The sequence below is a fragment of the Pseudomonas sp. Y3 TE3536 genome (assembly GCF_053629175.1).
On record NZ_JBRJHU010000001.1, the window covers coordinates 845,195 to 857,343 of the forward strand.

Below are 12,149 nucleotides of genomic sequence, written 5' to 3' on the forward strand. Positions count from 1 at the left end.
CTGATGTCCGAAACACTGCTCAAGACCCCGCTGCACGCCCTGCACCTCGAACTGGGCGCGCGCATGGTGCCGTTTGCCGGCTATGACATGCCGGTGCAGTACCCGCTGGGCGTGCTCAAGGAGCACCTGCACACCCGCGACCAGGCAGGCCTGTTCGACGTCTCGCACATGGGCCAGATCACCCTGCGCGGCAGCGACGCTGCCAAGGCGCTGGAAAGCCTGGTGCCCGTGGACATCATCGACCTGCCAGTGGGCATGCAGCGCTATGCCATGTTCACCAACGAGCAAGGCGGCATCCTCGACGACCTGATGGTTGCCAACCTGGGCGATGACGTGCTGTTCCTGGTGGTGAACGCCGCCTGCAAAGACCAGGACTTGGCCCACCTGCAAAAACACATCGGCAGCCGCTGCGAGATTCAGCCACTGTTCGAGGCCCGCGCCCTGCTGGCCCTGCAAGGCCCGGCGGCGGTAAAGGTGCTGCAACGCCTGGCCCCGGAAGTGGCTGGCATGACCTTCATGCAGTTCCGCCCGGTCACCCTGCTCGGCGAAGACTGCTACGTCAGCCGCTCAGGTTATACCGGTGAAGACGGCTACGAAATTTCGGTGCCGGCCAACGCCGCCGACGCCCTGGCCCGCCGCCTGCTGGCCGAGCCCGAAGTGCAACCCATCGGCCTGGGTGCGCGCGACTCGCTGCGCCTGGAGGCCGGCCTGTGCCTGTATGGCCACGACATGAACACCGAGACCACGCCGATTCAGGCCAGCCTGCTGTGGGCCATCTCGAAAGTGCGCCGCGCCGACGGTGAACGCGCTGGCGGCTTCCCCGGTGCTGACATCATCTTTGGCCAGCAGCAGCACGGTGTAAAACAAAAGCGTGTCGGCTTGCTGCCGCAAGAACGTACACCGGTACGAGAAGGCGCAGAGATTGTCGATGCATCCGATAACCCAGTGGGCAAAGTCTGCAGTGGTGGCTTTGGCCCAACACTTGGCGCACCGGTTGCAATGGGTTATGTCGATATCGAACATGGCGCGCTAGACACCCCATTGTTTGCATTGGTACGGGGCAAGAAGGTTGCCTTGAAAGTCAGCAAAATGCCTTTCGTGCCGCAACGTTACTACCGTGGCTGAATGCAGAACATGAGGTCGGTGAACAGGCTCGCCCTATTCGATTTCGAACCTGTTCAATAACGAACGAACATGGCGCCAGCCCAGGCGCCATGCCGTTTGCGACAAATTGTTCGGCTATCGGCAAAAGCCCTGTTTTCCTGACGAGCAAGGGCTTGTTTTTCGCGCAGGAGTTGGCGTAGAGTCACTGCACTGTGTTTGCATGGGTCGCAACAGTTCGTGACCTGGGCCAGTAGCCGCAATCTGCTACAACCCGTTCGACGTCTCTTACTTTCCAGCAACCCAGCCCAGTAAGCTTTCATTCAATAACGATGTGAAAGTAACTGTTATCAATTAATAGATTTATAGGAAATAAGAAAATGGCAACGCGTCAGAACGGTACCGTCAAGTGGTTCAATGACGAGAAAGGTTACGGTTTCATCACTCCAGAGAGCGGTCCGGATCTGTTCGTACACTTCCGTGCCATTCAAGGCAACGGCTTCAAAAGCCTGAAAGAAGGCCAGAAGGTTACCTTCGTAGCCGTTCAAGGCCAAAAAGGCATGCAGGCTGACGAAGTCCAGCCAGAAGCCTGATAATCCCTAAAAAAGAGCCCCTGCGTTGACGCGCAGGGGCTTTTTTTTGCCCGCAGTTCCCTAAAATGGGCCTTTGCCATCTGGAGCTGCAGCGTAATGTCCAAGCCTCCCCTCTTGCCCCAGGGTGACTTCCCGCCCGCTGGGCTAGGCCGCCGGCTGGCGGCGATGTTCTATGACTTTTTGCTGTGCACTGCCCTGCTGATCGTGACGGCGGGCGCTTACAAGATGATCCAGATGGCAATTATCGGCGAGGCCCGCATGCGTGAGCTGACCGATGCCGGGGCGCTGGATGGCGACCCGTTGTTGTCGACGATCCTGGTGTTCGCGCTGTTTGGTTTCTTTGCCAAGTTCTGGACCCACGGCGGGCAGACCCTGGGCATGCAGGTGTGGGGCGTGCGGGTGCAGAATGCCGATGGCAGTGCCATCAGCCTGTGGCAGGCACTGTTGCGCTTCGTGGTCTCGATCGCGTCGTGGCTGTGCCTGGGGCTGGGGTTTTTCTGGGCGTTGATCGACAAGCGCAAACGCGGGTGGCATGACATCTATTCGGAGACACAGCTGGTGCGGGTGCCGAAGCAGAAGAAATGACGCTCAGTTACGCACACTCTTCAATGCCGCCACCGTCCCTGTAGGAGCAGCCTTGTGCTGCGAAGAGGCCCGTGACAGCAGCAAAGATTGATTGCGCTGTCACCGGCCTCTTCGCAGCACAAGGCTGCTCCTACAGGCCAAGGTTAAGCACACGCCTAAAGCCAGAATTGAACCCTCAAAAAAGCCGACCCTTAGGTCGGCTTTTGCACATCGATCAAACCCTCAACCCGCTCGGCGGAGTAACCACAACCCTGCCAGCGCGCAGATCCCGGCCGGTATCACGACCGCCAGCAACGGCGGGAAGCCGAACACCTGGCTCGAAGGGCCTAGCAGGTCCTGGGCGATGCGGAACACGAAGCCCACCAGCACACCGGTGAATACCCGCTGGCCGAGGGTCACCGAGCGCAGAGGGCCGAAGATGAAGGAAATCGCCATCAGCACCAGTGCCGCGGTCACGGCCGGCTGCAACACCTTGGTCCAGAACGCCAGCCAATAGCGGGCATTGTTCAAGCCTTGGTCGGACAGGTAGTGGATGTAATCCCACAAGCCGCTGATGGACAGCGATTCCGGCGCCAGGATCACGGTATTGAGCAGTTGCGGCGTAACCGAAACGTCCCAGCGCTCTTCCGGCGTCTTCACCACTTCGGTGTGGTCACCACGGAAATACGTGGTGCTGACATCGCTGAGCTGCCAGTGGTCGTCGTTGTACTGCGCCCGGCGGGCGAAGCTGGAGGTGACGATCTTGCGCTCACTGTCGAAACGGTAGCGGGTCACGCCCAGCAGCAAACCATTGGGCTGCACGGCGTTGATGTGCACGAACTCTTCGCCCTGACGGTGCCACATACCCCGCTTGGAGCTCTGCGCCTCACCGCCACCCTGGGCCAGGGAACGGTCGGCCTGGGCCTTGTTTTCGGTGACCGGCGCCACGTACTCGCCAATCAACACGCCCACCAGCATCAGCACCAGCATCGGCTTCATGACCGCCCAGACGATGCGGCCGATGGAAACACCGGCAGCGCGCATGATGGTCAGTTCGCTGCTGCTGGCCAGGCTGCCCAGGCCGATCAGGCAGCCAATCAGTGCCGCCATCGGCAACATGTCATACAAACGGCGCGGTGCGGTCAGCAGCGTGAACCAGCCGGCATCCATCACCGTGTAGGTGTCGCTCAGGTCGCTCATCTCATCGATAAACGCGAACAGCGAAGCCAGGCCGAGGATGATCCCCAGCACGGCCAAAATGGCCATGAGCACGCTCATGCCGATGTAGCGATCCAGTTTAACCACGGGCCACCTCCGCACGACGGGCAGCGCGTTTGAGGCTCAGCGGTTCCCAGTACATCAGCCCAAGCCCGATCAGCAGGAACAGGCCGTGCACCCACCACATGCCCAGGGCGATCGGCAATTTGCCCTTCTCGAGGGCGCCGCGTACGGAAATCAGCATTGTCAGGTAGGCCATGTACAGAAGAATCGCCGGCAACAACTTGAGGAAGCGACCCTGGCGTGGGTTGACCCGCGACAGCGGCACTGCCAACAGGGTCACGACGAAGACCAGGATCGGCAACGACAACCGCCATTGCAGCTCGGCGCGTTCGCGCAAGCCCTCCTGGCCGAACAATTGCGAAGTCGGAATAGCTTCGCGCTCGGTCACTTCCTCGCTGACTTCAGGCTTGGGCAGCAGTACGCCATAGGTGTCGTACTTGATGGCGCGGTAATCGGCCTGGCCAGGGTTGCCGTCGTAGCGGTAGCCGTTTTCCAGCACCAGGTAGCGGTTGCCATCGGCCTGCACTTCCTGGTGGCCTTTTTCGGCGACCAGTACCGACGGGGCGCGGTCCTTGGTCTTGTCCTGGTTGAAGCGTTTTTCGGAGATGAACACGCCACCAAGGTTGATGCGGTCGTCCGACAGCTGCTCGGTGTAGGTCACCCGCGAGCCATCACGCAGGGTCTGGAAACGCCCAGGCACCAGGGTGTCGAACTCGGTCAGGGCATCCTGCTGGCTGATGATCTGCTGCACCTGGGCCACGCCCAGGGGCGCCAGGCTCAGGCTCAGCCAGGCAACCAGCAAGGCCACCAGGGCGGCGGGCGCCATGGTCAGGCCCAGCAGGCGCTGCTGGCTCATGCCCGTGGCCGAGAGCACGGTCATTTCGCTTTCCAGGTACAAACGGCCGTAAGCCAGCAAAATGCCGAGGAACAGCCCCAAAGGCAGGATCAGTTGCAAGAAACCCGGCAGACGGAAGCCCATGATCAGGAACAGCACGCTCGGGTCGAGCACGCCCTGCGCCGCCTGGGCCAGGTACTTGATGAAACGCCCACTCATGATGATCACCAGCAGCACGGCGCTGACGGCGCTCAAGGTCACCAGGACCTCGCGGGACAGATAACGAAAGACGATCAAACCAGACACTCCTGGGTTGTCAGGGCGGACTGCCAAACATTGGCGCCAAACAATGACTTAGTACAGCCAAGACCAATGTCGGTTCGCCACAGGCGAACCTCCATGTAAAGTGCGCGCATTATCCTGTGATTGACCGCCCCTGTCACTTGGCCGCGCATGAAGCCGCAAAACAGGGTTGTCAGCACGCTGGCCGCAGGCTCAAACTGGCAGCTTTTCCACGGGTACGCGACCACGCGGCCTGGCCCGCCCAGAGCGCTTGAATGCAAAGCGCCAACTGTATCGATCATTCGGGGACCCTGACATGGAACTGGTTGTAAAAAGCGTAGCTGCTGCATCCGTAAAAACCGCCACGCTGGTTGTACCGGTAGGTGAAGGCCGCAAGCTCGGCGCTGTTGCCAAGGCCGTCGACCAAGCCTGCGAAGGTGCCATCAGCGCCGTGCTCAAACGTGGCGACCTGGCCGGTAAACCGGGGCAGACCCTGCTGCTGCACAGCCTGCCAGGCCTGAAGGCCGAACGCGTGCTGCTGGTTGGCAGCGGCAAGGACGAAGCCCTGGGCGACCGCGCCTGGCGCAAACTGGTGGCCAGCGTCGCCGGCGTCCTGAAAGGCCTTAACGGTGGCGACGCCGTGCTCGCCCTGGATGATATCGCCGTCAGCAACCGCGACGCCCACTACGGCAAGTACCGCCTGCTGGCCGAGACCCTGCAAGACGGCGAATACGTGTTCGACCGTTTCAAAAGCCAGAAAGCCGAGCCGCGCGCCCTGAAAAAGGTCACCCTGCTGGCCGACAAGGCCGGCCTGGCCGAGGTTGAGCGTGCCGTCAAGCACGCCACGGCGATTGCCACCGGCATGGCCTTCACCCGCGACCTGGGCAACCTGCCGCCCAACCTGTGCCACCCAAGCTTCCTCGCCGAACAGGCCAAGGAGCTGGGCAAGGCGCACAAAGGGCTCAAGGTCGAAGTGCTCGACGAGAAGAAGATCAAGGACCTGGGCATGGGCGCGTTCTACGCCGTGGGCCAGGGCAGCGACCAGCCGCCACGCCTGATCGTCCTCAATTACCAGGGCGGCAAGAAGGCAGACAAGCCGTTCGTGCTGGTGGGCAAGGGCATCACCTTCGACACCGGTGGCATCAGCCTCAAGCCAGGCGCCGGCATGGACGAGATGAAGTACGACATGTGTGGCGCCGCCAGCGTGTTCGGCACCCTGCGTGCGGTGCTCGAACTGCAGCTGCCGATCAACCTGGTGTGCCTGCTGGCCTGCGCTGAAAACATGCCGAGCGGCGGCGCTACCCGCCCGGGCGACATCGTCACCACCATGAGCGGCCAGACCGTCGAAATCCTCAACACCGACGCCGAAGGCCGCCTGGTGCTGTGCGACGCCCTGACCTACGCCGAACGCTTCAAGCCCCAGGCGGTGATCGACATCGCCACCCTGACCGGCGCCTGCATCGTCGCACTGGGTAGCCACACCTCGGGCCTGATGGGCAACAACGACGACCTGGTCGGCCAACTGCTGGATGCCGGCAAGCGCGCCGACGACCGTGCCTGGCAGCTGCCGCTGTTCGACGAGTACCAGGAACAACTGGACAGCCCGTTCGCCGACATGGGCAACATCGGTGGGCCAAAGGCCGGCACCATCACCGCAGGCTGCTTCCTGTCGCGCTTCGCCAAGGCCTACAACTGGGCGCACATGGACATCGCCGGCACGGCCTGGATCAGCGGTGGCAAGGACAAGGGCGCCACTGGCCGCCCGGTCCCGCTGCTGACCCAGTACCTGCTGGAGCGCGCTGGCGCCTGATGCCGTGAGGCCGGTGGCGCCTTGCGCGCCACCGGCCGGCAGAGACCACCATGAGCAAAGTCGATTTCTACATCCTGCCCACCGACGCCTTGTCGGCGCGGCTCGATTTCGCCTGCAAGCTGTGCGAAAAAGCCTGGCGCCTCGGCCACCGGGTCTACCTGCATTGCCAGGATGCCGAACAGCGCAGCGAACTGGACCAACGCCTCTGGCACTTCAAGGGCGAAGCCTTCGTGCCCCACGACCTCGCGGAATTGCACGCGGATGCCACGGTAGCCTTAGGGATTGCCGAGGATGCCGGGCAACACAGCGACCTGCTGATCAACCTGGGCGCTGGCGTGCCTGCGTTCGTCGGCCAGTTCGAACGGGTGGCCGAGATCGTCGTCGAGGAGCCAGGCATCCGCCAATCGGCCCGTGAGCGGTTCCGTTTCTACCGCGAACAGGGCTATGCTCTGCAAGACCACCGCTTACAGCGACTTTGACGACGATGGACAAGCCCTCCCCTTTGCCCGACTCCGCCCATCTGCTCGATGACCTCGAGTCGATCCGCCAGTTACTTGGCGACGCCGACCTGCAACCGCCGCTGCTGACCGAGACGGTGGAGCAGATTCCACTGTTGCTGGACGAACCCGCCGGCAACCCCGTGTCGGCCGTCGAGCCGATCGCCACAGCCCCCGAGGAAGACTCGCAAACCCGCCGCCAGGACACCTTGCTGCACCTGGAAAGCGAGCTGCGCGCCGCAGCGCAGGCGATCATGCAAGACGTGATCAATGACTTTACCCCGCATATCGAGAACGAAATCAAGCGCCGGCTGGATGCGCGTATCGAGCGCTTGATCAAGCGTTCTGAGTGATATTCCGGGGCCGCTTTGCGGCCCATTCGCGGCACAAGGCCGCTCCTACAGGGATCGCGGTGCCTGTAGGAGCGGCCTTGTGTCGCGAAAGGGCTGCAAAGCGGCCCCCGGCCTGTCGCCTAAACCCCGTGCCTTCGTTATACTTTTCGGCTTTCCCGAATAAATGCACAGGGTCCCGCCGCGCATGGATAAGACCTACCAGCCGCACGCCATCGAAACTTCCTGGTACAACACCTGGGAGACCGAGAACTATTTCGCTCCACAAGGTGCAGGTGAGTCCTACACCATCATGATCCCGCCGCCGAACGTCACCGGCAGCCTGCACATGGGCCATGGGTTCAACAACGCGATCATGGACGCCCTGATCCGTTTCCGCCGCATGCAGGGTCGCGACACCCTGTGGCAGCCGGGCACCGACCACGCCGGTATCGCCACGCAGATGCTGGTCGAGCGCCAGCTCGAAGCCAAAGGCCAGAACCGTCATGACCTGGGTCGCGAACAGTTCCTGGAAAAAGTCTGGGAGTGGAAGGACCAGTCCGGCGGCAACATCAGCCGTCAGATCCGCCGCCTGGGCTCGTCGGTCGACTGGAGCCGTGAGCGCTTCACCATGGACGACGGCCTGTCCGAAGCCGTCAAGGAAGCCTTCGTGCGCCTGCACGAAGACGGCCTGATCTACCGCGGCAAGCGCCTGGTCAACTGGGACACCAAGCTGCACACGGCCATCTCCGACCTCGAAGTGGAAAACCACGACGAGAAGGGCCACCTGTGGAACCTGCGCTACCCGCTGGCCGACGGCGCCAAGACCGCCGAAGGCAAGGATTACCTGGTGGTTGCCACCACGCGTCCGGAAACCCTGCTGGGTGACGCTGCCGTCGCGGTCAACCCGAACGACGAGCGCTACCAGGCCCTGATCGGCAAGTTCGTCGAGCTGCCACTGGTCGGCCGCCGCATCCCGATCATCGCCGACGACTACTGCGACCCGGAATTCGGCACCGGCTGCGTGAAGATCACCCCGGCACACGACTTCAACGACTACGAAGTCGGCAAGCGCCACAACCTGCCGCTGTTGAACATCTTCGACAAGAACGCGATGGTCCTGGCCAATGCCCAGGCCTTCAACCTCGACGGCAGCGTCAACGAGCAGGTCGACACCACCCTGCCCGCCCAGTACGCCACCCTCGACCGCTTTGTCGCGCGTAAGCAGATCGTCGCCGACCTGGACGCCCAGGGCCTGCTGGTCAGCATCGACGACCACGCCTTGAAAGTGCCGAAAGGCGACCGCTCGGGCACCGTCATCGAACCGTGGCTGACCGACCAGTGGTACGTCTCCACCAAGCCGCTGGCAGAGCCTGCCATCGCCGCTGTGGAAGATGGCCGCATCCAGTTCGTGCCCAAGCAGTACGAGAACATGTATTTCTCCTGGATGCGCGACATCCAGGACTGGTGCATCAGCCGCCAGCTGTGGTGGGGCCACCGCATCCCGGCATGGTACGACGAGGCCGGCCAGGTCTATGTCGGCCGTGACGAGGCTGAAGTCCGCGCCAAGCACAACCTGGGCGCCGATGTTGCCCTGCGCCAGGACGACGACGTACTCGACACCTGGTTCAGCTCGGGCCTGTGGACCTTCTCGACGCTGGGCTGGCCAGAACAGACCGAGTTCCTCAAGAAGTTCCACTCCACCGATGTGCTGGTCACCGGCTTCGACATCATCTTCTTCTGGGTTGCGCGCATGATCATGCTGACCATGCACCTGATCAAGAACGAGGACGGCACCCCTCAGGTTCCGTTCAAGACCGTGTACGTGCACGGCCTGGTGCGCGATGGCCAGGGCCAGAAGATGTCCAAGTCCAAGGGCAACGTCCTGGACCCGCTGGACATCGTCGACGGCATCACCCTCGACGCCCTGCTGGAAAAACGCACCAGCGGCATGATGCAGCCCAAGCTTGCCGAGAAGATCGCCAAGCAGACCAAGGCCGAGTTCCCGGACGGCATCGCCAGCTACGGCACCGACGCCCTGCGCTTCACGTTCTGCTCGCTGGCCTCGACCGGCCGCGACATCAAGTTCGACATGGGCCGCGTCGAAGGCTACCGCAACTTCTGCAACAAGATCTGGAACGCCGCCCGCTACGTGCTGGACAAGGGCGAGGACTGCGGCCAGAACGGCGAAGCCTACGAGCTGTCGCTGGCCGACCGCTGGATCATCTCGCAACTGCAACGTACCGAAGCCGAAGTGACCCGCCAGCTGGAGCAGTTCCGCTTCGACCTGGCCAGCCAGGCCCTGTACGAGTTCATCTGGAACCAGTATTGCGACTGGTACCTGGAACTCTCCAAGCCTGTGCTGTGGGACGAGAACGCCCCGGTCGAGCGCGCCCGTGGCACCCGTCGCACCCTGGTGCGCGTGCTGGAAGTGGCCCTGCGCCTGGCGCACCCGTTCATGCCGTTCATCACTGAAGAAATCTGGCAGCGCATCGCGCCGCTGGCTGGCATTCAGGGCAAGACCATCATGCTGCAGCCGTGGCCGGTGGCCAATGAAAGCCGCATCGATGCCGCTGCCGAAGGTGACATCGAGTGGCTCAAGGAGCTGATGGTCGGCCTGCGCAACATCCGCGCCGAAATGAACATCGGCCCGGGCAAGCCGCTGCCACTGTTCCTGAAAAACGCCAATGCCGACGACCAACGCCGCCTGCAGGAAAACGAAGCCCTGCTGAAGAAACTGGCCAAGGTCGAGTCGTTCACCGTGCTCGGCGACGCCGACGAAGCGCCACTGTCGGCCACCGCTCTGGTGGGCGATCTGCAGGTACTGGTGCCGATGGCCGGCCTGATCGACAAGGACGCCGAACTGGCTCGCTTGAACAAGGAGATCCAGCGTCTGCAGGGTGAAGTCCAGCGCGTGGGCGGCAAGCTGTCCAACGCTGCCTTCGTCGACAAGGCACCGCCTGCGGTGATCGAGAAGGAACGCGCCAAGCTGGCCGAGTCCGAACAGGCCCTGGCCAACTTCACCGAGCAGCATGCGCGGATTGCAGCGCTGTAACAATCTGATAGACCGATGGGGCCGCTGTGCGGCCCTTTCGCGACACAAGGCCGCTCCTACAGGGACGGCGCCGGTTTGAAAGGCGCCGCTATCCTGTAGGAGCGGCCTTGTGTCGCGAAAGGGCTGCACAGCAGCCCCAAGGCCTGCAGCACCGGACCTGACCATGACCCAGAAACCCACCCTGCACCCGCGCAACCGCCACCAGGGTCGCTACGACTTCCCCAGCCTGATCAAGGCCCACCCTGACCTGGCCCGCTTCACCATCACCAACCCGCACGGCAAACCCAGCATCGACTTCGCCAACCCCGAGGCGGTACGGGTGTTCAACCGCGCCTTGCTCAAGGCCCAGTACGGCATCCAGCACTGGGACATCCCCGCCGACTACCTGTGTCCGCCCATCCCCGGTCGCGCCGACTACATCCATGTGCTCGCCGACCTGCTGGGCGAAGACAATGCCGGCGAGATCCCCAAAGGCGCCCAAGTGCGCGCGCTGGACATCGGCGTGGGTGCCAACTGCATCTACCCGCTGATCGGCCACAGCGACTACCGCTGGCGCTTCCTCGGCTCGGATATCGACCCTGTGGCACTGGCGTCGGCCAAGGCCATCGTCCAGGCCAATGGCCTGAGCAAGGCCATCACTCTGCGCCAGCAGGCCAACCGCACGCACATTCTCAGTGGCCTGCTGCAGGCGGACGAGCGCTTCGACCTGACCCTGTGCAACCCGCCCTTCCATGCCTCACGCGAGGAAGCCACCCGCGGCAGCCAGCGCAAGTGGAAAAACCTGGGCAAGCAGGACCCCAAGCGCAAACTGCCCTTGCTCAATTTCGGCGGCCAGAACAACGAACTGTGGTGTGAGGGCGGCGAGATCCGCTTCGTGACGCAACTGGTCGGGGAAAGCGCGCAGTACGCCGAAAGCGTGCTGTGGTTCACCAGCCTGGTGTCCAAGGCCAGCAACCTGCCAGGCATCGAGGCTGCGCTGAAAAAAGCAGGCGCCAAGGCCGTGCGCATCATCGAGATGGGCCAAGGGCAGAAGCAGAGCCGCATGGTCGCCTGGAGCTTCCAGGACGACAACGCGCGCCTGGCCTGGCACGCACGGCGTAAAACACAAGGCTGAAAAAAACCGCGCCCGGGCAAGCCCGGGCGCGGTTTCGTCACAGCGTCAACAATTACTTGTTGATAGCGTCGGTCAGCACTTTGGCTGGCACGAACTTGACGACTTTCTTGGCAGCGATTTCGATGGCAGCGCCAGTCGAAGGGTTGCGGCCGGTACGGGCAGGACGCTCGGAGACTTTCAGCTTGCCGATGCCTGGCAGGGTGATTTCAGCGCCGTTTTCCAGTTGGTCAGCAACGATTTGGCCCAGTTGCTCCAGTGCGTTTTTGGCGGTGGCTTTTGGCGCGGCGATCGATTCGGCGATGTCGGCAATCAGTTGGTCTTTGGTCAATGCCATGGTGATGTTCCTTCCCTATCAAATTCAGTAGTTAAGCAGCGAGCTACGACGTTATCGGGCCAGCCCCTGAATTCTGGAGGGCCGCGCCAATCGCGTATGTAGATACGTAAATCGGCGTTTGGTTCGACACGACGCTAGCGTGCTGCCAGCAATGCGCCACGCGAGGGGCGCAAGACCGCGCAAAGCTACCACAGGAATGGATAAATATCCGCTGCGCACTTCGATTTAATGCAGGTTTTTCGGGGGTTTTAGCTTAAAACGCACAAAACTGAACAAAAAACGAACAACCGGCATTTCTGCCAACATCCGGCCACTGCATCACCTTGTCTCTGGGGTAAACTGGACGACTTTTGC

11 protein-coding genes are annotated in these 12,149 nt (G+C 62.3%); 8 read left to right on the forward strand and 3 right to left on the reverse strand.

Features of this window, described 5'->3' with window-relative positions:
* The 3 genes from gcvT (at position 1) to AB7M33_RS03795 (ending at position 2,279) form a co-directional block, all read left to right on the forward strand.
* On the forward strand, positions 1–1,125 hold the full coding sequence (gene gcvT / locus AB7M33_RS03785) for a glycine cleavage system aminomethyltransferase GcvT (RefSeq protein WP_454244196.1): 1,125 nt from the start codon (positions 1–3) through the stop codon (positions 1,123–1,125).
* 356 nt (positions 1,126–1,481) lie between these two features.
* The gene (locus AB7M33_RS03790; protein ID WP_265969914.1) at positions 1,482–1,694 is read left to right on the forward strand and encodes a cold-shock protein; all 213 of its coding nucleotides are present in this window, start codon (positions 1,482–1,484) and stop codon (positions 1,692–1,694) included.
* 96 nt (positions 1,695–1,790) lie between these two features.
* Positions 1,791–2,279, forward strand: a complete 489-nt coding sequence (locus AB7M33_RS03795) for an RDD family protein (RefSeq protein ID WP_027595634.1) — start codon at positions 1,791–1,793, stop codon at positions 2,277–2,279.
* A 222-nt stretch (positions 2,280–2,501) separates the two neighbouring features.
* Here AB7M33_RS03795 and lptG read toward each other — a convergent pair whose 3' ends face one another.
* Together lptG and lptF are read right to left on the reverse strand one after the other, a co-directional pair.
* Complete coding sequence (gene lptG / locus AB7M33_RS03800; RefSeq protein WP_085272666.1) at positions 2,502–3,563, reverse strand: LPS export ABC transporter permease LptG; 1,062 nt, start codon at positions 3,561–3,563, stop codon at positions 2,502–2,504.
* Positions 3,556–4,671: an LPS export ABC transporter permease LptF gene (lptF, locus tag AB7M33_RS03805; protein WP_027595632.1), complete on the reverse strand. Its 1,116-nt coding sequence runs from the start codon at positions 4,669–4,671 to the stop codon at positions 3,556–3,558. Before lptF ends, lptG begins: the two co-directional genes overlap by 8 nt.
* Before the next feature lie 301 nt (positions 4,672–4,972).
* On the opposite strand from lptF, the gene AB7M33_RS03810 reads away from it, so the two are divergent.
* From AB7M33_RS03810 to rlmF, 5 genes are all read left to right on the forward strand, one after another.
* Positions 4,973–6,466 (forward strand): leucyl aminopeptidase, encoded by a 1,494-nt coding sequence (locus AB7M33_RS03810; protein ID WP_454242442.1) that lies wholly within the window; start codon positions 4,973–4,975, stop codon positions 6,464–6,466.
* Between the two features lie 50 nt (positions 6,467–6,516).
* Entirely contained in the window at positions 6,517–6,945 is a 429-nt protein-coding gene (locus tag AB7M33_RS03815) for a DNA polymerase III subunit chi (RefSeq protein ID WP_099428403.1), read from the forward strand.
* 5 nt (positions 6,946–6,950) lie between these two features.
* On the forward strand, positions 6,951–7,316 hold the full coding sequence (locus AB7M33_RS03820) for a DNA polymerase III subunit chi (RefSeq protein WP_265969910.1): 366 nt from the start codon (positions 6,951–6,953) through the stop codon (positions 7,314–7,316).
* A gap of 184 nt (positions 7,317–7,500) precedes the next feature.
* Entirely contained in the window at positions 7,501–10,347 is a 2,847-nt protein-coding gene (locus AB7M33_RS03825) for a valine--tRNA ligase (RefSeq protein WP_454242443.1), read from the forward strand.
* A gap of 163 nt (positions 10,348–10,510) precedes the next feature.
* On the forward strand, positions 10,511–11,461 hold the full coding sequence (gene rlmF, locus AB7M33_RS03830; protein ID WP_454242444.1) for a 23S rRNA (adenine(1618)-N(6))-methyltransferase RlmF: 951 nt from the start codon (positions 10,511–10,513) through the stop codon (positions 11,459–11,461).
* Between the two features lie 52 nt (positions 11,462–11,513).
* Here rlmF and AB7M33_RS03835 read toward each other — a convergent pair whose 3' ends face one another.
* Positions 11,514–11,795: an HU family DNA-binding protein gene (locus AB7M33_RS03835; protein ID WP_003255106.1), complete on the reverse strand. Its 282-nt coding sequence runs from the start codon at positions 11,793–11,795 to the stop codon at positions 11,514–11,516.
* Between the last annotated feature and the right edge of the window lie 354 nt (positions 11,796–12,149).